Origin of the sequence: Leptolyngbya sp. CCY15150 (assembly GCF_016888135.1) — a bacterium.
GTDB lineage: Bacteria > Cyanobacteriota > Cyanobacteriia > RECH01 > RECH01 > RECH01.
In genome coordinates this window covers 382930-407790 of the sequence record NZ_JACSWB010000207.1, presented here as the reverse complement: position 1 = coordinate 407790, position 24861 = coordinate 382930, and the positions used below count along the sequence as shown (strand labels likewise).

Below are 24861 nucleotides of genomic sequence, written 5' to 3'. Positions count from 1 at the left end.
AAGCCACAACCCACCCAGCCTTCCCTGAGCGAAGCCGTTGGCGTAGGGAACGCCAGAGCAGAAGTAACCCGCCTAGTTGCTAAAGCAGGAAACCTTGTGTGTTCTGAACTTCCTTTTCGTTCTTCTGTCTTCGTTCTTCTATCTTGCGGTACTAGCTAGCTGGCCCCACCAACACCTCACCTTTCAACATCCGCTGAGCTGCATCCAGCAGCGCTTCTTCTAGGTAAGGCTTGGTGAAGTAGCCCTTAGCTCCGAGGGTGATGGCCATCTGCCGGTGGCGATCGGCTCCTCGGGAGGTCAGCATGGCGATGGGCAGGTCTGTGAGGCTGGGGTCTTTCTGGATGCGGGAGAGAAGCTCTAGCCCATCCATGCGCGGCATTTCAATGTCGCAGAATACCAGGTCGCAGGGCAGCCCCGATCGCAGTTTTTCCCAGGCTTCTTGCCCATCGCGGGCTTGCTCAACCCGATAGCCCACCTTGTTAAAGGTCATGGACAGCAGCTCGCGGACGGTAATCGAGTCATCCACAATCAGCACCGTGGGCTCACTCTTACTCGGCGTTGTATCTGGCGTGGTGAGGTCGTCCTTCGTCCAGAGGGAGCTGCCCGAATCGCGGCGGATGCGTCCCATGGAGAGATCAATGAGTTCTAGCACATCGGCAATGGGCATAATCCGTCCATCCCCGAGCACTGTCGCCCCGGCAATCCCCACGGGCTTAGGCACCGGCCCTTCCAGTTGCTTGATTACAATTTCCTGTTCGCCTAGCACCTGATCAACCTGGAGGGCGAGGAAATTGCCAGAACTGCGCAGTACAATCACCGACACCATTTCATCTTCCTGACTACCGCCGTAAACACTGCCACGTCCTAAACTGCGGTTATGGCTGAGCAGTTCTGAGAGCGGCTGGAAAGGCAGCAGCATCTCCCGCCAGGTGATGCAGGAGCGGCCTTCGCTATCGGTTTGGATGCGATCGCGGGGTACATCCAGCATGTCTTCCACCCCGTCCATCGGGAAGGCAATGCGGGCGCGATTGCTAATGCAGCATAGGGCTTTCGAAATGCTGAGGGTGAGGGGCAGGCGGATGGTAAAGGTTGTGCCTTGGCCAAGGGTTGAGTCGGTGTTGATGGCTCCTCGAATTTCCGTGAGGTTGGTGCGCACCACATCCATCCCTACCCCGCGTCCAGCAAAGTCATCGGCCTTATCGCGGGTGCTAAACCCAGAATGGAAGAGCAGGTCATACACGTCCAGTCGGGTCATCTCCCTAGCTTCTTGAGGGGTGACTAAGCCTTTCTGCATGGCCTTGGCTTTCACCCGCTCCGAGTCAATGCCTGCCCCGTCATCACTAATCGAGATCACCGTTTGGTTGCCTTGGTGGAAGGAGCGAATGGTGATGCGTCCAACCGGAGGCTTGCCCGCTGCAACGCGTTCTGCCGGGGTTTCAATACCGTGGGTGATGGCATTGTTGACCAAGTGGGTCATGGGGTCATACAGCGACTCCAGGATCATCTTGTCGATTAACGTGTCTCGACCTTCCACCACCAGCTCTGCCTGCTTGCCACATTTCAGCGAAATATCCCGTACGGCGCGAGGCAGGCGATCAGCGGTTTGGGCAAAGGGCACCATGCGAGAGCGGGTTAGCCCTTCTTGCAGTTGGGTGGTGACTTGGCGGAAAGTGCGGGTAATTTGGTCGCTTTCATCCACCACAAAGTCAATATCTGACGCGGACTCCCGCACCCGGACAATCAGTTCGATCATTTCCTGGGAGAGGGTATGGAAGCCCGTGAAGCGATCCATTTCCAGGGCGTCAAAATTTGCCCCTGTGGCATGTTGAGCCTCATTTTGCGGTGCGGCTGCCCCGCCACCAAAATGTCCCTTGCGGCTGGAGAGGAGGGAGCTTTCGAGCAGCGATCGCTCGTAGAGATCCCGCATTCGTTGTCCCACGTCACTTAACTGCTGCACTTGGTAGAGCAGATTGTCGAGAAACTGCCGCAGCCGTTCTTGGGTTTGTTCTAGGCTGTTGCGGTTAACGACCAGTTCCCCGATGAGGTTATTGAGGTTATCGAGATTTCTGACCGAGACCCGCATGGTTTGGTCGCTCTGACCCCGACGCACGGTTCGGCGGCTGGTGGTTGCGGGAGACGAACGGCGAACGCCTTTGCTGGTGGGCGGCCCTCCTAGGGTGTTGTCTGCATCTTCGAGGAGTTTTTCGAGATCATCGAAGTCGCTGAAGTCATCATCACCGCTCTCGGTCGCGCTTTCGATGGATGGAGTATCGAGGGCGTCATCATTTAAGAGAGCATCCAGGTCAGCAAAGTCATCGGCAAAGTCGTCTTGGCTTGCTGCCGGAGCATCGGGGATGACTGTGGGCGTGTCATCTAGAAGGGCATCTAAATCGGCAAAGTCATCCTCATCGGTGGCCGATGTAAGAGGTTCGTCGTCCAGCAAACTGTCTAGGTCTGCAAAGCTGTCGTCTGGGATGTCGGTGAAGGCATCGGGTTCGTTGTCGTCTAAATCGAAGACATTGCTGAGATCAAGGTTATCTTCAGCGATCGCTTCTGGAGGGTTGGTATAGTCCTCTGGTTCTGATGCCTCGTCGTCTAAAAACTGATCTAGAGCATTGAGATCTAAGTCATCGTCCTCGGTGGATGCTGCTGCACCGGGCACGGTTGGCATCTCGAAGCTGAAGGGATCATTTTCCTCTGCTTCTGCCTCATCGCCAAAGGTGCCGAGATCAAAATCCAATTCTGCCAAATCGAGGTCGTTCTCTCCTGGGAAGGCACTCGTGTCCGTGGCGCTCAGGTCATCCTCATTGCTAAACAGATCGGCCACAAACGCATCAGGATCAGCGTTGACTGATTCCTCAAACCAGTCCATGCCTGCTGTCTCCTCGGCTGCCTCCTCAGGGGCGATCGCCTCTGAAGATAGGTCAACGTCTAGATCGAGACCGTCTAGATCGAGATCCAGTCCATCGGCCTCTGGTTCATGGGTATTGGTTAGCTCATCAGGCAGTTCATCATCAAGGTCAACCGCCAACCCGTGGTCACTGTCGTCTAACAAGCCTGCCAGGTTAGAGTCACCGTCTTCTGTGCCTGACTCAGTGAACCAGTCGTCAACCTCACTGGAGGGCTGATCACCTTGGGACGCCTCATCTGGGAAGGCATCACCTGGGAAGGCATCTACGCCTTGGTCGAGATCCAGTCCATTGTCGTCCTCCATCGAGGCAGGGGTAGCGTCGGAGGATTCTTCAGAGGGTGCTGTAATCCAGAAATCTGTCTCTGCTTCTGATGCAGACTCGTCGGTTTCGTCAAATAGGTTGTCTAGACCTTCTTCGGTCAGCTGATCGCCGGTGTCTGCGAAGCCTAGGTCATCAGGGAGGCGGTCACCGTCAAAAGATGGGCCTGCCCCTTCCGCGTCAGTTAGCGATGCGTCGGCACTCGCATCTTCGTCAAGGTTATCGTCAAGAAAATTGGCTAACAAGGCGTCATCGTCGTTGTCTGTATCGCCGTTCATGTCGCCCCACAAATCCGTTTCGAACGAGGGGGCGTCACCCTCTGATGAGGTTTCGTTGAAGATGGCGTTGAGATCACCCATCTCATCATCGAGCGTCGATAAAACTGGCGGCAGGGTGGAGGCGTCATCTTGACGATCCGGCTCTAGCGCATCAGGTTCGCTGGTGCCATCGTCGGCAAGCAGATCGTCTAAGCCCAGGTTGAGATCATCGCCTAGCTGGTCATCAAGCCCGTCAAGGAAGCCTAAGTCTGCCTCGCCAGATTCGTCAGAGTCTGCACTATCGGATGGGTTCGAGTCGCCAAATAAATCAACGTCAGACGAGCTGTCGGTATCAGACGTGCCAAATAAATCAAGGTCAAAGGATTCGTTATCCTCATCGTCAGTGAGGTCGCCGAAAAGGTTCATGGATGAGTCTGATGACGCATCATCAGCACTGCCGCCCATGCTCAGATCCTCGTCTTGAGCATCGCCTTGGATGAACGTAGCATCAAAATTAGGTAGGGCGTTAGAGGAGGAATCAGAGCTGTCATCTGCGATTGCCCCTAATTCTATGGAACTGGCATCCTCTGAGTCTGATTGATCAAATAACAGATCAGAAAAGTCGCTAGAGGGCTCTGGTTCTAGGGCATCTTCAAACCCCACATCTGTTGCCACAACCTCTTCCTGCCACCCGAGGTCAATGGATTCTCCTTCAAACAAGTCTGCCAGGGTGTTGAGTTCTGCCGCTCCCACCTCAGGGCCAGCCTGCTCAACAGGACGGAGAGCATCGGGATCGTCGTCTAGGGCATCAATCAGATCTAAGCCATCGCCAGGCTGCCCATCAGCGGTCAGCGATGCGGGGGGCTCGGCCGTCTCGCTCGGCTCGATAGTCTCTGTGAACCAGTCATCGTCCCCGCTGGTGTCTGTGGAGGATGAGTCTCCCAAATTCAGATCCGACATGTCATCAAAGGACAAGAATCCGGATGACGACGGTAGGGTATCTGTCGCAGTGAGGAAATCCAGGTCGGCCGATTCGGTAATATTGCCAGGCTCGTTGTCTGCAAAGAGGCTGTCAAGATCGGCGTCAATATCAATCTCTTCCCCAAAGTCTAGGTCTAGCTCTGGTAGGGTGGCCGGTATGAGATCGGCCAAAGCATCGCTGCAGGTGATCTGCTCCGCCCGTCCGGTGAGCACCAGCTCTTGGGCCTGCTTTAACTCTTTAATTAAGATGGGAGCTAGGGTTCTATAGGCGTTGTCTGTATGGGCGATCGCTCGTCTCGCATGATCCAGAAGCTGACACCAGGCATTCAGGTCAAACTGCTCACCAGCTTGGGAGAGCGTGCGACACATACCCTGGAGCGCTTGGCGACTGTCGGATTGATCCGGCTGCTTGAAGAGTTGCAGCATGGAGCGCAAATGAACCGGGATATCGCTTTGGAAGACCAGTTGTAGGGCGCTTTCCTCTTGCGGGGCCGCACTCCGTTGCGGGGCTGGAGCTGGGGCAGCAATGGCTCCGATGGATAGATCAACTTCCTCGGGAGGGGCTCCACCACTAGCACTCACCAGGGCGTTGAGATGTTCATTCAGAGCTGCGAACACCGGTTCAACATTGGCCATCACCTCATCGGACTTATCTTCCGTGAGACCAAAGGGGCCCTGCAGTTGGTCGATCAGCTCCTGTAGGTTGTCAAAAACTCGTAGGAACAGGCTTTCAAGTTTTTGGTCAACTTGAACGGGGCATTCCCGTAACACTTTGAAATAATCTTCTAGGCGGTGGGATGTCTTTTGGATACTGCCCAGCCCTAGCATGGCAGCTCCCCCCTTGACGGAGTGGGCAGCCCGAAACACTTCATTGACCATCTCGGAATCTGCGATGGTCGTTTGCAGATTCAGCAAACCCGTCTCAATCGTATTGAGGTGATCCTTGGCCTCCTCAATAAAGTAGCCCATGATCCGCTGCTGCTGTTCAGACTGCATACTCATAGCAGTATTCCTCTAGACTATCTGGCGGTGGTGACAAGAAAATCAGGGTGGCGATCGCTCAGCTTCCCCTCGTTGTTGACCGAGGTGGCCCGAGGAGAAAAAACTGAGTCAAATAAAACTTATTGGCTTTAATGTACCCGATCGCCCCTGAATCGACATCAGGGGGAGTCTTGTAGTACATGACATAGATGCCAAGAAACCTGTGCATCTACGGGGACGAGGTGAATGGGTCTAGGGCCCAGCCTCTGTCCTGCTATTCAACCCGGAATCGTTCAACAGAATTCAGGAGATCTCGCGCCACACTCAACTGGCTTTGCAGAGAGGCAGACACCCGCTGGGCTTCCTGAGACGTTTCCTGGGCCGTTAGCTCCACCGATTGCATCACCTGAGCCACGGCTCGGGAGGTTTCGGTTTGTTCCACCGTATCGGCGGTAATCGATCGCACGAGGACATCAATCCGGTTGGATACCTGAATAATGTCCTCAAGAGCCCGCTTGGCCTGTTCCGCCAAGCGCGTTCCTTCAATCACCTGCTGGGTGCCTTCCTCCATGGCGGTCATCACCGAGCCGGTTTCACTTTGAATTTGCAACACGATCTGTTCAATCTCTTTCGAGGCTTTGGCTGCCCGATCCGCCAACTGTCGCACTTCATCTGCCACAATCGCGAATCCACGACCCGCTTCCCCGGCTCGTGCCGCCTCAATACTGGCGTTCAATGCCAAGAGGTTGGTTCGCGAGGCGATCTGAGAAATCAACGCCACAATTTTGGAAATTTCCTGGGATGATTCTGCTAAGCGCTTCACTTTGCGGGTGGTTTCTGCTACGGTTTCCCGAATTTGCAAAATACCAGCCACCGTACGTTCCACCGCTTCCCCACCTTTCAAGGCGGTTGCCGATGCTGAGCGCGCCACTTCCTCCGCTTCTCGGGCGCTTTCTGCCACCCGCTGAATCGAGTCGGTCATCACCTGCACCGAGTTGAGGGTCACCGCCAGTTCCTCTGCCTGCCGTAAAGCATCGGAGGAGAGCGATCGCGCGAAAATTTCGTTTTCCGTCGATCCCTTGTTCACCTGTTTGGCGGCGGCCTTCACCTGCTGCACAATGTCTCGCAGGTTTTGAATCGTCAGGTTAAAGGAATCTGCCACTGCGCCGAGCACGTCTGCGGTCACCTCAGCTTGGACGGTCAGGTCACCCCGCGCCGCTCCTTCCACATCATCCAAGAGGCGAATCACCTGGCGTTGTAAATCTTCCTTGGCCTGTTCCTGCTCTTCCGCCTTGCGCTGCGCCTCACTCGTGGTGGTGAGAATCACCCGTGCCATTTGGTTGAAGCCGTTGGCCAACTGCCCAAATTCATCTTCGGAATAAACGGTTGCCCGCGCATTGAAGTTACCTTGGGACACGGAGTGAAATTGCTTGCGCAAGTCATCCACCGATCGCTCAATGGGTTTATTGGCCGCGCCCGATAACACCATCGATACACCGAATCCTGTGGCACCCCCCACCAGCGCCATCACAAGCCCGCTCATGCGCAAGCGCCCCGTGGCAGAGGAATCAGCGTCTTGGATAACGGTTGCGGTGATAAAGGTGGCGACTGCAACGGCAAAGGCAGAGGCGGCACCGGTCAACCCGGACACCAATAAGCGCTTACTGGGGATCGATGCATTTTCTAGGAAGGCGAAGGGCCCCTGCTCAACGCTGACTTCGGCCTCGTCGCCCTGGCTATCTCCCGTAAAGGTCGGCAGTTGCTCGGAGGTGCCAGCGATGCTAAAAATCTCGTCTTCTTGGATGAGGGACTGGTCTTCACCGCTGTCAAAGTCAAAGGCAGTACCGCTGATGGACGACGGGGTGCCACTGCTAGACAGACCAAAATCAGCACTACCGATCGATGGACTGGTGAGCCCGGCGGAGTTGTCGTCTAGGTCGAAGTCTGGAATGCTGCCCAGATCGTCAAACTCGTCAAACTCATCTAAAAAGTCAATGCCACCGCTCATGCTGCCAGAGGATCGCCCCGATGCTAGGGGATCATCGCTGGTGGGAAAGTCACTCCCCTCCATGTCGCCAATGGTAAACCCACCGGTTTCTGAGGACACAAAGGTGCGCTCATCGTCGTAGTCGGGGGTATTGCCATAGCCAGAGGGGGGAGCCTCATAGTCATAGGATGGTTCTACCCCAAAATCGTCGTTTAAGTCGTCTGCGGATCCCATAAACAGGGTTTCATCATCCGAGCTTTGGGGCAAGGGCATACCGCCGCTGGAGTCCATTCTGCCGCTAGAGTAGCTGTCTGAACTATCCACGTGGGGTGGAATAAAGGTGTCGTCTAGGCTGGGGTGGGTGTCGTCACTGCGATCGCCCATCTCGCCTCCAAAGGGATCGGCAAAATCCGATGCACTGCTGCCCACCCCAAAGGGATCGCCACCCGTGGCAAAGGGATCGGCAAAATCCTGTACTTCTCCAGGTTCAAACCCGCCTGACTCAAAGTCAGCGGCCCCCTCGTCGTCTAGTCCAGCATTGCCGAGGGAGTCAAAATCTACCGAATCAAAGCTGAAGCCTTCTTCTGAATCTGAGTCAGCATAGCTCGCACTGCCATTGGTTTCCGTTGCATAGGACAAGGGCTCTTGAACTGTGCCAGAAAAGTCGCTATCAATATCATCAAACCGTGGATCTGCTGCGCTGCTGCTCACCTCATCGACAAACTGGCTGGCATAGGCCAACCCGTCGTTTGCGTAGTCCATATACTGTTGGTCAGAGGTGAGACCTAAGACAGATTGATATTCCTGCTGAGCGACATCATAGCGCTGGAGCCCATAGCAATAAATATGGCCGCGCAGCAGCAGTACGTTTGGATCTTCGGGATAATCGACTGCCAGTTGATCGATAATATCGGCCGCATCTTGATAGCTACCCTGTAAGTATGCTCGCTCAGCGCGTTGATATGCCTGCGCGTAATCAGTACCTGATCCCATGTGCCTTCTCCTGCCCGTGCAAGTGTCAAATAATCGACTGGTTTATGCTGCCCATCGTGCTGATCGCAGAATTGCAATCTGATCGAGTAATCGAAGCAACCGGTTGCTATCCCCCTCCGTCATCCATTCCCCTCGCAGGAAGGGGGCCATGCTGTCAGGAACATTGGTTGGCATCTGTACTTCGTCAATGTCTAGCCAATCCATGCCAATGATTTTGTCAACCGCTAAGCCTAGCATAGTGTCTTGGTCTTCAACTGCAATGACATGAATTTCTGAGCGGTCAGTACTCAGGGGCGCAGAATCACCCAAAAACTGACCTAAGTCAGCAACCCAGATGACACGCCCTCGCACGTTGAGGGTACCTAATAGTAGGGGAGAAACGTTCGGAATGGGGGTAATGCGATCGGGAGACGTGGAAATCACCTCCCGAATGCCAATGGCGGGGAGGGCAAATTCGTCGCCGGATGTCACATAAAACTTAAGGTGAAGCTCACCTTCGGGGCTTTCCAGCTCCTGGAATTCAGGAACTTGGTCTTGATCTTGTCCTCTACCCGTTAAAAAGTCTGGGTTGCTGATCATTGCACTTGCCTAATGTTTCGCGTGACTTACCCTCGCAGCAATTGCTTCACCGTGCCAACCAACTCGGTCGGTTGAAAGGGTTTGGCAATGTATGCATCTGCTCCCTGTTTCATGCCCCAGTAGCGATCGAACTCTTCTCCTTTAGATGAGCACATCACAACGGGCACATCCTGTGTTTTTGGATCGGCTTTCAGACGGCGACAAACTTCGTACCCATTCATTCGCGGCATGACAATGTCTAGCACCACTAGATCCGGACGATGCCCCTGAATTTGTTCGAGTGCTTCCACGCCATCGCTTGCGATGGTGACGTTGAGACCGCTGCCTTTGAGAAGGTCAGTAATCATTTCTCGTTGGGTCACACTATCTTCCACCACCAAAACTGTACTCATTATGTTTCCCTATCGGCTAACCGCGAATGCTAAAGGGAGGGATTCCTTTAGTTATGATGTTTGCTACCTCGTAAGACTACGATAATGCAATTTTGATAATGATCATGCAAGTTTACGGGCGGGATGGTGCGGAGGCAGACTGAGTTAGGTCGATGTCTAGTTCATCTTCCACAGCTTCCGCTAGTAGTTCCTGAGGATCAGGGCGATCGGGTTGCCCAAATCCTACATATTTTTCGACGATGGTGGTTAGTTCGCTGGCCCCGAAGGGCTTGGTGAGGTAGTCGGTGGCCTCGACGATACGAGCTTTCACCCGATCAATGAAGCCATCTTTGCCGGTCAGCATGACAATGGGCGTTTGCCGGAAGGCGGTGGACTTGCGCAGCATGGCGCAGATCTCGTAACCATCCAGCTCTGGCATGGCAATGTCACACAAGATCAGATCGGGTTTCAGTTGAAACACTAAGCTCAGGGCCTTGATAGGATTACTGATCCCTGTTGCTTCGTAGCCTTGATGATTCAGGATAAATTCCACAGCTTTACGAATCGTAGCACTGTCATCAATGCAGACAATGCGGGGCACATGCCGATCGTCTGGCAGCGATAGCTCGCCCTGCTTGGTTTTGCCAGCAACGGGTGGGTTGATTTGCACAAACCCCCGTTTGACGTAGGGATAAATGGCGCGGGCTACATGGAGAATGTCGCGGTTGAGGTAGCGAGCCATTTGCCGAATCGAGGTTTTGCCATCAACCCAGGTGGTGAGCAAGCGGAGGGTTTGGGGCTTGAGGGCGGTGCGCAGTTGCTCTAGTTCGATAATGGCCGGGCATTGGTCGGGGGATTGAATATGGGGGCTAAACTGCTTCCATTCTTGGATTTGCTTGATGGTGTCGGCCAGGATGGAGCTGACTTCAATGGTGGTGAGCTGGGGGGAGAGCGGCGGGCTAATTTCGAAGGTGAACGAGCCTTGGTGGAGGCTCAGCAGATCGAACAAGGTTTCCCGAATCATGCTTTGGACGATGCTGCGCCCTTGGGCAGGGGTGAGGGCTTGGCGTTCGAGCAGGGCCCAGACATGGCCATATTCGGGAGCATTCAGGGTGGCGATCGCTGAAATGCCGATGGTGTCGATTAGGTGTTCGAGGTCGTAGCGACGCAGATAGTCTCGCAGGCGCGATCGCCCGGCGCTATCCCCGGCGTAGATAATTTGACCATTTTGGAAAAAGACAAACCAAGATTGCGCACAAATCTTTTTGGGAGATGGCTCAGACGTGCTCGACGTCGTTGTGCCGTAGGCCTCAACAAACAACTCACCGGTTCGCTGACCCAGTTCGATGAGTTGCATGATGCTGCGGATGTCAATTTCGTTTAGCTTGCCTTGCATGCAACTTGTGACGTGCCTGAAACAAAGTGAACAGGGAACAAAGGGAGCGATCGCCCGTGCTCAGCTAGCATACCCACGGCCGGTTTCAGAGTTTCGGCCAGCTTGCTGGGTTGAGCCGGTTTGTCGATGTCTGCTTGAATGTTAACCCATGATTGTTCATGTATTGTGCCCAAGGACGCGATCGCCCCAGGGAGTTCGTTACAAGATGTTGAAATGGGATTCTCTGGGGAGCTGTGAGATGCTGCTCTGTAAGAATGGGCACTTTTGGAGCTGACTGGGCTTCTAGGGATGGCAAGGGGGTATTGGTTAGCAAGCTGCTTGTGGATCCGTGGCGATCGCTTAAAAAGCATCCTATACTGACAACCCTGACCCATGATAGAAAAGCTATCTTGGCTAAGATCTGTATCCATTTCTGGTTAAGCTGAAAGATAGTCAGGTTGTGAGGTGGGTTGGCTCTGTTGGGAAGGCTCTGTCGGGAAGGGGTTGTTTGCAAGGGATGCTTAGGTCTACACCTGCCCTGATGATGGAGAACTCGTGATCGGGGCCTGTCAATTGATAGGTCACCGTTGCCATAATTGAGGATGACGGTCTTCACCTATGGTTCACCTCTAGGGCTTACATCTAGGGCTCCCATCTATGGGTTATCTGTGGATTGAGGGTGATTGATCCGGAAGCGATCGCCCGCGTCTCTTGTCTGAGCAGGAGATAACTAGATGTCCTATCGTCCTGTATGCAAGGGATTGGGCAGTCTAGATCACAGCAGGCTCAATGGGGATCCTTGTAGCCTATAGATTCTCGTAGCCCATCATTGGGGGACATGAACGGAGAGGCCATCAAGGATGGGTAAACGATTCACGTGGGAATGTGAGTTCCCTGATCGTGGGTAGCAAGCCTGAAACTAGAGACATGCGTTCAAGGGGAGCATTTTGACGCGACCTAGCATCGTTGAACAACCTAGAACAACCTAATCGAGTGGGTTGACACAAAAAAGCATACATTGGGTCACAGTAAAACCGTTGTCTGCATTGCGAAATCTCCATCGAAAGATTCGCTAGACTGTTAGCTAAAAGATTGGGTAGGATTTGGGGCATGGCTGCGCGTTCTTCCACGCACCGACAGAGATGATACAAGACCTATCCTGTATCACGCTGGCAGAAAGACACACAGTTCAAACCTTGGGATCGGGCACAAAAGAAGAGGATTATCGGCGTGCTGTATTTAGCTGAAGTACAGAAACAGAAAAGTGGCTTTATGGGCGGCGGCGGTAAGGCAGAGTTTAAGCTCATTGCCTGCCAGCGTTCTGAGCAAAGTTGGAGCGCCTATGATGAAACCATTGCTGCTCCAGATGACGTGACCTATAACGCCGGAGCCATCGTGATGGTGGAATTAACCGGTGCCAAGCAGGTGCGGCGACATTTTGAAGCGGGTCGTCAGCTTGTCAGCATTTTGCAAAACTTTTCTAAGCTCCAAGAAAAATCCAAGACCCAAGAAGAAGAGATTGAGCAGTGGAAGCAGTCGCTGACGTATCAAAGCCAAGAGCTGAATCGCCGGGAAATGGAAATGGAAGCCCGGCAAGAGCAACTCCAGCAGATGGAAGAAGACTTTGAACGGCTTGACCAACAGCGCCAAGACATTGAAGATACCCGCCAAGAGGTTGAAAACCTGCGCGAGGAGTTTGAGCGCAAAAGCCAAGAGCTAGAAGGGGCATGGGCCCATCTCAATGGGGAAGTGCGCCGTTTTGAGGAACGGCAGGCAGAACAGCAGCAGTCAGCAACGTTAGATGATGAAAAGGCGACGACGCTACGGGCGCTGCTCGATCAGATTTCTGGAGCCGTTGCACCTACAGAGTCTGTACGCGAACAGCTCCATCAGTCGTTTGAAATTTTAGACAGGCAGCAGCAGGCACTTCAGCATCACTGGCAGGGTTTGGAAGGCAGCCGCAGCTCAGCCCAGCAGCGACAGTCGGAGTTGGAACAGCAGGCCCAGACGATCCGTGATGCTTGGCAGGCTTGGTATGACGCCCAAGAAAACTTGGAACATCTCAAGGCGGAGTTGCGATCGCAACAACAAGCTCTCAGCCTCAAGCAAGACTACGTGAAAGCTCTAGAAGCTCAAATTAAAGCCCAAGCGGATCTGCATCGCAATGTGTGTTTTCTGGCTGATGGGTCGGATTCAATCACCATTGGCGTATCGATTGATCTGCAAGCTTTAGAGGCTATGCCGCTGGATGATTTGCAGCGGATTACCCAAGACTTGGAGTCGGAGCTGGAGAAAAACTCCAAGTTTGTGAATAGCCAAGAAGAAGAGCTGACCTACAAGCAAGAAGAAATTGATGAAATTCAGCGCCGCATTGATGAAGCCAATGACTTCGATCGCTTGCAGCTTGAAAACGAGTTAAAAGATGAGCAAGACGGCTATGAAATGCTCAACGAAACGCTCGTCGGGCAGCGTCGCAATCTACGGGAACGGGAAGCCATTCTCAAGCAGCACAAGTCCATCCTCGCTCGGCGACAAGGCCATGCGGTGGGTGAAGGTGAGCCAGGGGAAATTGACTTGAAGCCAGTGCTCAATCAAATTGAGGCCCATCGTCAGGCTATGCAGGATGAGCTTAGCCAGGTGCAGGCAACGATTCAAGACATCCATGGTCAACTTGAACAACTGCAGACCCAGGTAGATCAGCAAACCAGCCATCAAATCGCCCAGCGGGAAGAGGTACGGCAACTAGAAGCTAACCTCAGCGATCAGCGAGCGGCGGTGGCAGAACTCTGGGGCAAGGTCTACCTCTATGAAGAACTGCTCCAGCCGACCCAAGACGGCTACGATAGCCTCCGGCAGACGGTTCAGTCCATTGGTGATCTTATGTCTCAGTTCCAAGAGGCCAGCGACTATCAGCTCCAAGGCATTACGGAAATGCAGCAGATGATTGAGCAACTCACCAGCCAATCGGCAGAACTGGCGGCATCGTGAGCGGTGCTCTAGGGGGTCGCATCTCTCGATGTGATCACAATCCACGGATGCTCCACGCGGGCGATCGCCCCTCCAGGTAGGGGATCGGTCTGGCTGCGGTTGGGAGCCCAGATCAGCGCCACTAGTTTTTCAATCTGGTGGTAGCTGGGGGCCGGGATCGACAGAGCCTGTAAGTGTAAACGCATCACCCGTCGTTGCAGCGCTAGGGGAGATGCTTGCAGTGTCGTGCGATTTAGTCGAGCCGCTCGCCCCTGTTCATCTGCTTCCCGAGCCTGGTGCCAAAGCTGTTCAGCTAGATGGGATAGGTACTCTACATCGGCGCGCAGCAATTCTGCCGTTTGGGCTAGGTGACCTTCGGCTTGAGCATTGATCTGCTCTGTGAGTAGGGGCAGTAGGGTATGGCGGATGCGGTTGCGGGCGTAGTGGAGATCGCTGTTGCTGGAGTCTTGCCAGATCGGCAGATCTCGCTCGTGACAAAACCGGGCAGTTTCCTCACGGGTCATAGCCAGTAGGGGGCGTACCAGTTGGATGCGATCGCTGAGAGGACGACACCAGGTCAAGGCCTGCAGTCCATCCATGCCGGCCCCCCGCACCAGGTTATAGAGCAATGTTTCAGCGCGATCGCTGGCCGTATGTCCGGTCGCCACCTGGGTGTAGGCATGATCCTGGGCGATCGCAGTCAGTTGGTCATAGCGCCAGGTGCGTGCCGCTGCTTCGGTGGGCGGTAGGGTTTGGGTGGCAACCCCGTAGTAGGGAATCTGCCACTGATGGGCTAAAGCCTGCACATGGGCGGCATTTTCATCCGCATCGGTTCTCCAGCCATGGTTGCAGTGGGCTATGGCTATCTCCCAGCCCCACTTGGTCTGGAGATCCAGCAGCAGGCGAATCAGGCAAAGGGAGTCTTGCCCGCCAGATACGGCAACTAAACAGCGATCGCCCGCTGGCAACAGGGAGCGATCGCGCAGGGTTTGGTGCAGGCGAGCGTGGAGGATAGTCCAGGGTAGGTTGATCCCCATAGAGAGCGGGGGATGAAGCTAGAAGAACTAAAAGAACCAGCCGTAGCTATGCAGGCCTTTGCCGAGGATGTTTACCCCTAGGTAGCAGATCCACACGACGAGGAAGCCGGATGCCGCCAAAATAGCCGGGCGACGACCTTGCCAGCCCCGAGTAATGCGGGCATGGAGGTAGGCGGCAAACACCAGCCAGGTAATCAGGGCCCAGGTTTCCTTGGGATCCCAGCTCCAGTAGGAGCCCCAAGCTTCGTTGGCCCAGACGGCTCCGGCAATGATGCCGATGGTCAAGAGAGGAAAGCCTAGTCCAATAATTCGATAGCTGATGTTGTCGAGGGTGTCCGCTAGACTTAGGCGCTGAGGGGAGAGGGCAGCTTGGGCTTGGACAGGAGCTTCCAGCACAGCCGTACTGCCTGCGCTGTAGGCAGGGGTCGCTTCAGGTTCAGGACTGCTGCTTGAGCGGCGAATGCGAAACTTGGCATCCCGATAGGCCCCGGTGCCCACCGAACTACCGCGTAGCTCCACGGCTTGTCCGCGGGTGACCACCAAGAAGGCGATCGCCATCAAGGCTCCTACCATCAGGGCCGAGTAGCTAATCAGCATGACGCTCACATGCATCATCAGCCAATTGGATTTCAGGGCTGGCACTAGGGGTTCGGAAACCTGCATTTGGGAGGGGAGAGACAGGGCCGCGAAGGCGGCAATGCCCATGGCTACAGGCGCGGTTACCGTACCGACTAGGCGACTGCGGCTCATATGTTCGGCAAACAGGTGAACAGCCGTGATCCCCCAAGCCAGGAAAAACAAGGATTCGTATAGGTTGCTGAGGGGAAAGTAGCCCGCATCAACCCATCGAGCCGTCAGCAGGGCCGCCATGCTCAGGTTGGCGATCGCCATGCCTAGGGTGCCGAGCCCCGCTAGGTAGGGGATGGTTGGAAATGCTGCGCCACACCAGTACAGCAGCATGGTCAAAAACAGAATGGCAAACGACCCATTGTCTAGCCAACCCTGAAGAGTCACCAAATCCATTTCAGACCTCTCCCAACAAATAGATAACAGGTATACCAGAGGACAAATCGAGGTCAATCTTGTCGTGCTGCAGCCATTCCGGAACGGAATGGAGATCTGCCTAGCGATTTAGACCCGTGCTTGACCGATTCCTCTGGGAGCTGCTGGGTTCACCAAGACCCTGGGGATCGCCGCCAGCGATCGCTTCCGGATGAGCCACCCAGGTAACCAGCTCCACCCTCTATCCTAGCGAGTCTTGGGGATCCCGCGACCGTTTACGGTAAAAATCTTTGGGTGGGCCTACGGGGTTGCGCCGTCTTGGTCGTCTGCTGGGGATGTTTCCTTGGGGGTGTCAGGATCGGTGGCAGCGGGTGAGGCAGATGCATCCACCTCAGGTAATGGGCCTGGGGTTCTGCCTTGTTTCAGCATGACGTAGATGTCGTACAGCGTGCTTTGTGGGGTTTGCGATCGCGTGGTGACGCCAATAGCCTGAAGTGCCGAGACATATGGGGTGTAGCGATCGGGCGTGGGCGGAATGGGAAGACCTGCTTGAGGGTTGAGCAATTGCTCAACATTCACAAAAAATTGTCCGTTGGTGCGGGCGTCGTTGGAGGTCAGGGTTTGGTAGAGGCTGCTGTCGGCGAGGGTGCTTTGGGGCTGGGGCACTACGGTGTCGGCTACCGCCCCGCGAATGGCTAGAAAGGCGCGATCGCCCTCCAACCATCCCCGCACAATCGTCAGCCCGGAAAAGGGCTGAGTCCATGTGGTTACGGTCTCGCCGCTTACGTTGGCCTCGCTCACGTCAAAACGGTAGCGGCGGTTCATCACGTCATCTAGGGATGCCAGGGTTTGTTCGGCGGCTGAGCGATCGCTAGCCTTGGCAATCACGAGCACCCCGGCGCTGGTTTGATCAGGGGCTGTGGGATTGGCAATGGGGATGACACCCAGGGCAAATTCTCCGGTCATCCAGCTCATGAAGTCTTGATCGAGATCTAAACCCACAGCAGCCTGTAGCCCTTGGCGTAGGGCATCGGGATGGAGAATGTTGGGCGATGCATTGGGCTGGTCGGGGGGAGCCTCCGGCTGCTCTTGGCTATACTGCTGCCAGACGGCTCGGAGGTTACTACCGCTCAGCATCAGGATAGTGGTGTCGGGCAAGGCCTTAGCAATGTCGGTTATTTCGTTGGTAATGGTGGGGGTGGCTTGCTCTGCACTGCGCCAGAGCTGGGTTTGGATGCGAATGCCTTGGTTTTCTAGGGTGAGTGTTGCAGCCAGTCCTTGGTTTTGGCTGAGCGACGAGAGCCCTGCTGACGGTAGGGGTGAGGGATCTCCAGTGGCGGCGATCGCTTGCGCCTCGGGAATGTTGACGTAGAGCCGCAGGAAGGGTTGCTCAACACCAGTTTGACTTAGGGCATCTTGGTAGCCGACAACCGTATCAATACCGGCATTGGCTTGATCCGCATCCACTAAGGTTTGCAAAACATCCAGGCTGGGAGCGATTGCAATAAACTGATTCTCAAAAACTGCAGCGGCATAGGATTGTCCTGTTTGGCTGACAAACTCCTGAAGCGTTACGCCTCGGTAGACCTGTTCCTGTTGCGGCTCTGTATCGCTCAACCGATCGGACAGGGTCTGCTCAGCCTGCAGCGGATCGATAATGGGCAAGATGGCGACTAAAACGGAGTCGTTCTCGATGCCGTTCTCCACCGGGCTGTCGGGGCTCGATCCAGGTGATGGGTCTGGATCGGGGGATACCGATCCGCTAGCCGCAGGAGCCTTGTTAGGGAGAACCGCAACGGTCATTTCTGGCCCAATCCAGGCCTGGAGATCCCGCGGAAAATCGAGATCATAGGCAGATAGCCAGCGATCGCGCCATCTGGCTAGGAGCTGATCTACCTGCTCTTGGGATTCAGGGGTGCCAAAGGAGCGCAGGGTTTGCCATTGTTGGGGACTGGTAGATACAGAGAAGGTCATCAAGGCATTTTGGGGAATCACCTCGATGCCAACGGGCAACGATGCCGGCGATTGCAGCCCCGATTGCCCCCTGAGCCACCAGTAGGCTACGCTACCCCCGGTGATAAAGGCGATCGCCGTTCCTAACGTTAACAACAGAGCAGGTTTACGTTTTGCCACAGCCGCTTGCTCCTTGCAAAGGTAGGGATCAGGGAAGTGCGATCCTACGACAGCATAGCAAGTTCTCATACCGACCCAACGGTATTTTCATGGGAAGCCCCCGCTCTCTCAATCGATCGCGCCAGAATGGATGATGGAATTAGCTCAGATCCAATCGACTAATCCAACCTGCTGTTCAACCTGCTATCCAATCCGCTAGAGGATTTGAGAGAGGAATTTTTGGCTGCGCTCTTCTTTGGGATTGTTGAAGAACTCTTCCGGCGTGGCCTCTTCCACCAAGACCCCATCGGCCATCAAGACGACGCGATCGGCCACTTCCCGCGCAAAGCCTACTTCATGGGTGACGCAGACCATGGTCATCCCTTCAGCGGCTAGGGTGCGCATGGCATCTAGCACTTCCCGCACCATTTCTGGGTCAAGGGCCGAGGTGGGTTCATCAAAGAGCATAATCTTAGGCTGCATGGCCAACGCACGGGCGATCGCCACCCGCTGCTGCTGCCCGCCCGAGAGCTGCCCCGGATATTTGTTGGCTTGCTCTAGAATGCCCACTCGTTCTAGCAACGTCATCGCCACTTCCTCCGCCTTGGCTTTGGGCCATCGCCGCACCCAGATGGGGGCCAGGGTGACATTCTTGAGCACCGTTAGGTGAGGAAATAGGTTGAACTGTTGAAACACCATACCCACCTCACGGCGGATGGTTTCAATGTTTTTCAGATCATGGGAGATGCGAATGCCGTCAATATCAATGGTGCCTTTTTGGTAGGGCTCTAGGGCATTGAAGGTGCGGATAAAGGTGGATTTACCGGATCCTGATGGCCCCATGACCACCACGACCTCGCCTTTATTCACCGTGAGGCTGACCCCGCGCAGGACGTGAAAGTTGTTGTCGTACCACTTCTCTACGTCTTGAGCAATAATCACCGGCTCGTTGACCGGTTGAGAATCTCGCATTGTTCCGGTTTGTGGCTGTGTCATGGCCCCTATTCTCCAAATCGTGTTCTCAAGTCCTTCAGCACATCTAGGGTGCAGCGATCGCATCCTAGAGAGCCGTATTCACTAGTGAGTCGTATTCAACTGTTTCTCTATCTTGCGACTTCCCAGTGCCATGGCGTAGCAGAAGAACCAATAGAGTACGCCAATAAAGGCATAGGCTTCTGCATAACGCCCCAAATAGCTGGGGTTAGATAGGGCGGTATTGGCCATTCCCAACAGTTCAAGTAGCCCTAGGGGAGCTAGGAGGGTGGTGTCTTGAAACAAGCTAATAAACTGTCCCACGATGGCAGGGATTGCCGTTTTTAAGGCTTGGGGTAGGACAATCAGAATTAGCGTTAGAGGTTTGTTCAGCCCTAGGGACACCGATGCTTCCGACTGACCTCGCGGCACCGATTGCAGGCCGGCTCGGATGTTTTCGGCTAAGTAAGCGGAGCTGAAAATGGTCAGGGCGATGATGGCGCGCAGGATGCGATCGGGACGAATACCCTCCGGCAGGAATAACGGAATCATAACCTGACCCATCACTAGGATGGTAATCAGCGGAACTCCCCGGACTAACTCGATGTAGGCAATGGAAAGCGATCGCACAATAGGTAGATCACTGCGCCGCCCCAGAGCCAAGGCGATACCAAAAGGAAAGCAAAGCGCAATACCGGTTACGGCCATCAGCAGGGTGAGCACCAAGCCTCCCCAGTTTTCGGTGCGCACCGGCTCTAATATCCCCAAGCCGCCGCCAATCAACCAGATTGAGGCTAGGTACACCAAGAACCACCCAGCGGTCAGCCAATTGCTTAGGGCTGGCAAGCGCTTACCAGCCTGTTGTCCTACCCAGGCAATGGCGACCGTCAGCACGACCATGCCAAAGAGAATTGGGCTATGGGGACGGGTCAAAGGAAAGAGGATCACCGCCGCTGCGATCGCTCCAATGCCAATGAGGACACTACGCCCAAACAGATGCTGTTGGTTGCGTCCTAAAATACCCCACGATAAGCCACTTAGGGTTAAAACCAGCCCCATGATCACCCACATCCGCCAATACTGGTCTTGGGGATATAAGCCGGTCATCATAAAGCCCAAGTTGTTCTCCACAACGGGCCATTGGGCCTTAGAAAAGATCCAAGTGACTAAGCCCCAGCCGCTCCACAGTAAAACGGCGGCAACCACAACGGTGAGGATGCTGTTAAACCAGTCACTGAAGAGATGCTTGCGCGCCCAGGCCAGTGGCCCTGTTTGGGCAAGCGGGGGGCGAGTGGCCGCGGGAGGCGTAATACTGGTCATGGTTTAGCGCTCCTTAAGCTGAACTAGAGCATTAATCTGGTTCATGCCCACTGAAATGAGTAGGTTGAAGATCAGGTAGATAAACATGATGAGGACGATCATTTCAACAGCTCGCCCGGTCTGGTTCAGGGTGGTGAAGGACACCGAGAATAGGTCAGGATAGCCGATGGCGAACGCCAACGTTGTATTCTTAGCCAAGTTCATATACTCGCTATTCAGCGGCGGAATAATCACCCGTAAGGATTGGGGAAAGACCACCAGCCGCATGGCAAGACCCGAGGGCAATCCTAGGGAGCGTGCTGCTTCCCACTGCCCCTTCGAGACGGATTGAATACCAGCGCGGACAATCTCCGCAATAAAGGCCCCGGTGTAGAGCACCAAACCACTTAGGGCTGCAGCATACTCCAGCGATAGACGCAGTCCACCGCTAGCTCCGCCTCCTTCCTGAATGGTTGGGGGTTGCCAGCCAAGTCCGAAGAGGAGAATCACCACAAAGACGGCTACAAGACCTCCGATCGCCATCAGTTGGGGTTGCCCAGAGGTGCCTTGTTCAACCATCAGGCGAGTACGCTGTTGCCATAGCAAAAAGGCGGCGATCGCAATCGCCGCCATTCCTAAGAACCAGATGCCTACACCCACCGGCAGGCTATTGGTTTCGCTGTCTTGAGGGGAGACTAAGTAGCCTACGCCGCGAATGATCAGCCAGATCTCTAGCCCAATGACACTGAGAGCAACCAGACCATTGATTCCCCGATAGACGAGGCCTCGGAAACTGCGATCGCCTTGGCGAATATCACTGATCAACTTCCAGAGCAACGCTCCAAGTAAGCCTGCTCCCATCAGAAGCAACAGCCCTAGCCAATTTTGATCCGTTAAAGAGGGCCCTGGCAGGTAGATACCCCGCTTACTCATGACCACCCAGCCCATCTCAAGCTGGTCTTGCACTGGCGGCAACGCAAAATAGACGGCGAAGTACCAGAAGAAAAGCTGGAGCAGGAGCGGCACGTTGCGAACCAGTCCTACGTAGGCTCGACTGATCTTGTAGACGAGCCAGTTTTCTGAAAAGCTTGCTACACCGGCCACAATTCCCGTAATCGTTGCCAGGATGATGCCGACAACGATTAGCCGAAACGAGTTAATTAATCCGGCGTAGATGACCTTTTGGTATTGATCTTGGGGCTGATAGTTGACGAGGTTTTCCCCGACACTAAAGCCCGCTTGGTTACTTAAAAACCCAAACCCAAATCGCAAACCCAACTGGGCTAGGTTGCGATTGAGATTGGTGATGAGAAGTGATAAAACTGCAACCACCACGACGAGGGTGATGATTTGAAATGCTATTTTCCAGAAGCGTTCATCCCGCCAAATGGGAATGCTGCCTTGTGTCGCTGGGGTCATGATGTGATTGCCTGTTTGTCATCGACGCTGATCCAAATCAAGCGGCGATCGCTCCGGATTAGCCAGATAACCATGGGATCTATACCCCTAAGTAACCTAGCTCATCGACCTGCCAATGCAGGGGGCGATCGCTGTCATCAGCAAAGAGATAATTTATAACTTAATGCAAAGTGGTTTGATTTTTCGTGCCATGGGGCACGAAAAATCAAACGTTATAAAAAACCCCTAGGTGCAACTAGCGCACCAGTGGATCACGTTAGCGGAAGGGAGGGGAGTAAAGCAGACCGCCATCTGTCCACAGAGCATTTTGACCGCGCTCAAGTTCAAAAACGGAGTCTTGACCCAGATTCCGCTCAAACACCTCACCATAGTTACCCACATGGCGAATGATCCGTTGCGTGAAGTCATTGGGTAGCCCCATTTCTGTGCCAAGTTCACCTTCCAATCCTAGGAAGCGGCGGACACCAGGATTTTCATCCTGTAAGCGTTCTTCTAGATTGGCTTGGGTAATGCCCAGTTCTTCTGCTTCGATCATGGCGTAGGTGGTCCACTTGACCGCATCAAACCAAGCAGAATCGTTGTTGATGGTCACAGGGCCCAAGGGCTCCTTCGACATCGTGACTTCAAGCAAAACATGCTCCTCAGGGTTGGGCAAGGTGCTGCGTCGAGCCACGAGCTGTGACTTGTCGGAGGTCATGCCTTCGCAGCGACCTTCTGAGTAGGCAGCGTAGGCAGCATTGGCATCCTGGAAGACCACAGGCTCAAAATCGACGCCGAGGTCGCGCATTTGATCGGTAAGGTTAAGCTCTGTGGTGGTACCTGTTTCAACACAAACAGAGCGACCTGCAAATCCTTCTAGATCCGTGATGCCGCTTGCTTCCCGAACGAGCATACCTTGACCATCGTAGAAGGTGGTGGGAGCAAACTCTAGACCTGCGGATGTATCTCGGCTGATCGTCCAGGTGGTGTTACGAGCAAGCATATCAACTTCACCACCGACCAAAGCCGTGAAGCGTTCGGTAGAGTCTAGGTTGCGATACACCACCTTTTCTGGATCATCGAACAGTGCTGCTGCAACTGCCCGACAGGTGTCTACGTCCAGTCCAGAGTAGGTGCCGGTATCATCGACAAAGCTAAAGCCTGGGATATTGCCTTCCACACCGCAGACAAGTTCACCACGGTCAATCACCGTTTGTAGGCGGCTGGTAGGTGTCCCGGTTGTGCTAGAAGCACCCTCGGTGGTTTCTTCGGTTGACCCATTGGAAGCCGGTTCGGCACAAGAGGCCAAGGGCAAAGCAATGAGAGCAGCTGCACTCAGCAGAAAACTCCATTTACGCATAGTTAATGTCTGGTCTCCTAACACATCACAATAAAACAAATGACAATCAGTGTTCATGCAGTCCGTAGGTTGGTTAACCCACGTAAGCATTCATGTTGGATACAGGCGATCGCTAGGGATACCTTAAAGCAAGATGCTTGGCAGTACCCATCGACCGACTGCAAAATAGCCACTGAACAGGTTCGGGTATGACCTTTGAATTGTCTATCAACGGTGGGCACTAACGCTATGGCATTGCTCTATCCTGCAACCCACCCGATCGGACTGGGGAGCCGGGACATCGTTACGGATGCTTTGCCCCATGGATAGTGAGCTATCCTGCTGCTGGAACAAGAGCAGCGCCATTTTTGGAGTGCCTACCATACCCGAAGGGGGCTACTTCTACCTAACACTCCACTGGTTTTCAGTTTGTGTTTGTATCCTATGTCACAGTTTTGCGAAATCCAGCAGGAGATGAACCGTGACGCATCGTTCTGTAGGGGGAGTTGAGCCCTGAACCTCAAACACCTTCGGTTGAGAAAGTTGCGAATTTCTCAACCGAAGGTGCTACCAGTCACGAAAATGACAATATTGGGTGAAAGTGAATGAGTGAGAGCGATCGTTCTCTAGGGAGTATCTAGGAGATAGAAGCGCTTTTCTAGAGACACGGAGTGAAGAGGTTCGTGCGACCTGAGTTGAGCTCCGACCCGTGATTAGGAGGGCGGCGATCGCTTGATGAGGATTGATCGTAAAACGATAGATGGTGACCGAATACTTGGGATCATCCGGGGTGCAGGTGCGACAACCCAAGCCAACCAGGACTTATCAGAAGGGTTGGGCTAGGGTAACGAAGGCGAGGCAGGACGTGCCGGCTGCACGGATGCTCATTGCTGTTAGCGCGCATCAGCGATGTCTCGAATCAGAGACAGTCTGGACGAAATGTAGTGATTGAGGGTGTCAACCTCACAGTGGTTCAGAGAAAATTCCATGCCAAGTTGGCGAGTGAGCCATTGGATAAGGGTTTGATCATCTAAGCTCAACAACGTCTTGGACTGCGTTGCTTCGATTAAGGACCAAAATTGTCTGAGGAGTAAGGGAGTCATATAAGCTCTCCGCTAGTCTTAATCTTCTTTTCATTTTCTACTTTATCGGTTGAGCGGATGATTGGGAAAGCAGACATACAACACTCAACAAGAGTTACAAAAGTCTAAACACAGCGATGAAAATCTTGACCTAATCTGACATATCTCGTGATGTAAGCCAGTAAAGCGCCACAGTCTGGTAGAGAAGATAGGCACAGGATTGCTCCCATGCAAGCATTAGGGTCTTTTCATCAAGCCATCGTAAGGGTGTTTGCTCAGCGCTAGTTGGGAGGACATCAGGATGGTGTCTAGGGGAGCGATCGCGATCGCCCAGGGAGTCGCGATCGGAGCGTAGGTCTGGATCGGCAAGAGAGGAACGGTATTATAGGGGTGCTCTCTCGCCCAGGGACTCTGCCCTGACCTGATTGGATGACTCTTGACGTAATTTTTGATGGGGCAAACGTGTTTGTCTTGCCCTTCTGGTTGCTGATGATTGTGCTGCCCAAATGGGGCATTACTCAGCGAATTATCAACTCGACGGTGCCCTTTGCCATCCTAGCGGTTGTTTATATCTATCTCTTTATTACTGGGCTTTCTCCCGAGACGGCAGAATCCTTTGCCAATCCCACCTTGACCGATCTGGCACGCCTGTTCTCCGATCCCCAGATTACGGCGACCGGCTGGGTGCATTTCTTGGTGATGGATCTGTTTGTGGGGCGCTGGATTTATCAAGAAGGTCTACGCACCGGGGTGTGGACGATTCACTCCCTCCTCCTGTGTTTGTTTGCCGGGCCCATGGGCTTGTTGTCCCATCTGGCTACTCGGTTTGTGGTGCAGGCGGTGGCAGGGCGCGGGGCAGATGCTCCAGCGGAGTCGGTGCCGGAGTCGCCGTAGGTGCC

Annotated in this window: 16 protein-coding genes; 2 read left to right on the top strand and 14 right to left on the bottom strand. The window is 54.2% G+C overall.

Annotation, left to right across the window (positions count from 1 at the left end):
• Positions 1–151: 151 nt before the first annotated feature.
• The 5 genes from JUJ53_RS15705 to JUJ53_RS15685 all read right to left on the bottom strand — a co-directional run bounded on the left by JUJ53_RS15705 (position 152) and on the right by JUJ53_RS15685 (position 10775).
• Positions 152–5470: a response regulator gene (locus JUJ53_RS15705; RefSeq protein ID WP_204152952.1), complete on the bottom strand. Its 5319-nt coding sequence runs from the start codon at positions 5468–5470 to the stop codon at positions 152–154.
• Between the two features lie 253 nt (positions 5471–5723).
• On the bottom strand, positions 5724–8429 hold the full coding sequence (locus JUJ53_RS15700) for a methyl-accepting chemotaxis protein (protein WP_204152951.1): 2706 nt from the start codon (positions 8427–8429) through the stop codon (positions 5724–5726).
• 42 nt (positions 8430–8471) lie between these two features.
• Positions 8472–9008: a chemotaxis protein CheW gene (locus tag JUJ53_RS15695; protein ID WP_204152950.1), complete on the bottom strand. Its 537-nt coding sequence runs from the start codon at positions 9006–9008 to the stop codon at positions 8472–8474.
• A gap of 26 nt (positions 9009–9034) precedes the next feature.
• The gene (locus tag JUJ53_RS15690) at positions 9035–9400 is read right to left on the bottom strand and encodes a response regulator (protein WP_204152949.1); all 366 of its coding nucleotides are present in this window, start codon (positions 9398–9400) and stop codon (positions 9035–9037) included.
• 112 nt (positions 9401–9512) lie between these two features.
• The gene (locus JUJ53_RS15685; RefSeq protein ID WP_204152948.1) at positions 9513–10775 is read right to left on the bottom strand and encodes a response regulator; all 1263 of its coding nucleotides are present in this window, start codon (positions 10773–10775) and stop codon (positions 9513–9515) included.
• 1209 nt (positions 10776–11984) lie between these two features.
• On the opposite strand from JUJ53_RS15685, the gene hmpF reads away from it, so the two are divergent.
• Entirely contained in the window at positions 11985–13742 is a 1758-nt protein-coding gene (gene hmpF / locus JUJ53_RS15680; RefSeq protein ID WP_204152947.1) for a pilus motility taxis protein HmpF, read from the top strand.
• An 8-nt stretch (positions 13743–13750) separates the two neighbouring features.
• Here the strand turns inward: hmpF and tilS are convergent, their stop codons facing one another.
• From tilS to JUJ53_RS15635, 9 genes are all read right to left on the bottom strand, one after another.
• Positions 13751–14758 carry a tRNA lysidine(34) synthetase TilS gene (gene tilS / locus JUJ53_RS15675; RefSeq protein ID WP_204152946.1) on the bottom strand — a complete coding sequence of 336 codons (1008 nt, stop codon included), beginning with the start codon at positions 14756–14758 and terminating at the stop codon, positions 13751–13753.
• Positions 14759–14785: 27 nt separating this feature from the next.
• Entirely contained in the window at positions 14786–15781 is a 996-nt protein-coding gene (gene ccsB, locus JUJ53_RS15670) for a c-type cytochrome biogenesis protein CcsB (RefSeq protein WP_204152945.1), read from the bottom strand.
• A gap of 279 nt (positions 15782–16060) precedes the next feature.
• Positions 16061–17893, bottom strand: coding sequence for a DUF3352 domain-containing protein (locus JUJ53_RS15665; protein WP_204152944.1), 1833 nt, complete (start codon positions 17891–17893; stop codon positions 16061–16063).
• A 195-nt stretch (positions 17894–18088) separates the two neighbouring features.
• Entirely contained in the window at positions 18089–18868 is a 780-nt protein-coding gene (locus tag JUJ53_RS15660) for an amino acid ABC transporter ATP-binding protein (protein ID WP_275415777.1), read from the bottom strand.
• Between the two features lie 81 nt (positions 18869–18949).
• Positions 18950–20164, bottom strand: a complete 1215-nt coding sequence (locus JUJ53_RS15655) for an amino acid ABC transporter permease (protein ID WP_204152943.1) — start codon at positions 20162–20164, stop codon at positions 18950–18952.
• A gap of 3 nt (positions 20165–20167) precedes the next feature.
• Complete coding sequence (locus tag JUJ53_RS15650) at positions 20168–21562, bottom strand: ABC transporter permease subunit (protein ID WP_204152942.1); 1395 nt, start codon at positions 21560–21562, stop codon at positions 20168–20170.
• Positions 21563–21818: 256 nt separating this feature from the next.
• A complete protein-coding gene (locus tag JUJ53_RS15645) occupies positions 21819–22901 on the bottom strand; it encodes an amino acid ABC transporter substrate-binding protein (RefSeq protein WP_204152941.1) in 1083 nt (360 codons plus the stop codon).
• A 207-nt stretch (positions 22902–23108) separates the two neighbouring features.
• Positions 23109–23264, bottom strand: a complete 156-nt coding sequence (locus tag JUJ53_RS15640; protein WP_204152940.1) for a hypothetical protein — start codon at positions 23262–23264, stop codon at positions 23109–23111.
• A gap of 509 nt (positions 23265–23773) precedes the next feature.
• On the bottom strand, positions 23774–23983 hold the full coding sequence (locus JUJ53_RS15635) for a hypothetical protein (protein ID WP_204152939.1): 210 nt from the start codon (positions 23981–23983) through the stop codon (positions 23774–23776).
• Positions 23984–24391: 408 nt separating this feature from the next.
• Between JUJ53_RS15635 and JUJ53_RS15630 the strand changes: the two genes are divergently transcribed.
• The gene (locus JUJ53_RS15630; protein WP_204152938.1) at positions 24392–24856 is read left to right on the top strand and encodes an ABA4-like family protein; all 465 of its coding nucleotides are present in this window, start codon (positions 24392–24394) and stop codon (positions 24854–24856) included.
• Positions 24857–24861 lie beyond the last annotated feature (5 nt).

Coding starts and splice junctions, on each gene's coding strand:
- JUJ53_RS15705 (WP_204152952.1), bottom strand. CDS start 5,470: ATGAGTATGCAGTCTGAACAGCAGCAGCGGATCATGGGCTACTTTATT.
- JUJ53_RS15700 (WP_204152951.1), bottom strand. CDS start 8,429: ATGGGATCAGGTACTGATTACGCGCAGGCATATCAACGCGCTGAGCGA.
- JUJ53_RS15695 (WP_204152950.1), bottom strand. CDS start 9,008: ATGATCAGCAACCCAGACTTTTTAACGGGTAGAGGACAAGATCAAGAC.
- JUJ53_RS15690 (WP_204152949.1), bottom strand. CDS start 9,400: ATGAGTACAGTTTTGGTGGTGGAAGATAGTGTGACCCAACGAGAAATG.
- JUJ53_RS15685 (WP_204152948.1), bottom strand. CDS start 10,775: ATGCAAGGCAAGCTAAACGAAATTGACATCCGCAGCATCATGCAACTC.
- tilS (WP_204152946.1), bottom strand. CDS start 14,758: ATGGGGATCAACCTACCCTGGACTATCCTCCACGCTCGCCTGCACCAA.
- ccsB (WP_204152945.1), bottom strand. CDS start 15,781: ATGGATTTGGTGACTCTTCAGGGTTGGCTAGACAATGGGTCGTTTGCC.
- JUJ53_RS15660 (WP_275415777.1), bottom strand. CDS start 18,868: ATGACACAGCCACAAACCGGAACAATGCGAGATTCTCAACCGGTCAAC.
- JUJ53_RS15655 (WP_204152943.1), bottom strand. CDS start 20,164: ATGACCAGTATTACGCCTCCCGCGGCCACTCGCCCCCCGCTTGCCCAA.
- JUJ53_RS15650 (WP_204152942.1), bottom strand. CDS start 21,562: ATGACCCCAGCGACACAAGGCAGCATTCCCATTTGGCGGGATGAACGC.
- JUJ53_RS15645 (WP_204152941.1), bottom strand. CDS start 22,901: ATGCGTAAATGGAGTTTTCTGCTGAGTGCAGCTGCTCTCATTGCTTTG.
- JUJ53_RS15640 (WP_204152940.1), bottom strand. CDS start 23,264: ATGGTAGGCACTCCAAAAATGGCGCTGCTCTTGTTCCAGCAGCAGGAT.
- JUJ53_RS15635 (WP_204152939.1), bottom strand. CDS start 23,983: ATGACTCCCTTACTCCTCAGACAATTTTGGTCCTTAATCGAAGCAACG.
- JUJ53_RS15630 (WP_204152938.1), top strand. CDS start 24,392: ATGACTCTTGACGTAATTTTTGATGGGGCAAACGTGTTTGTCTTGCCC.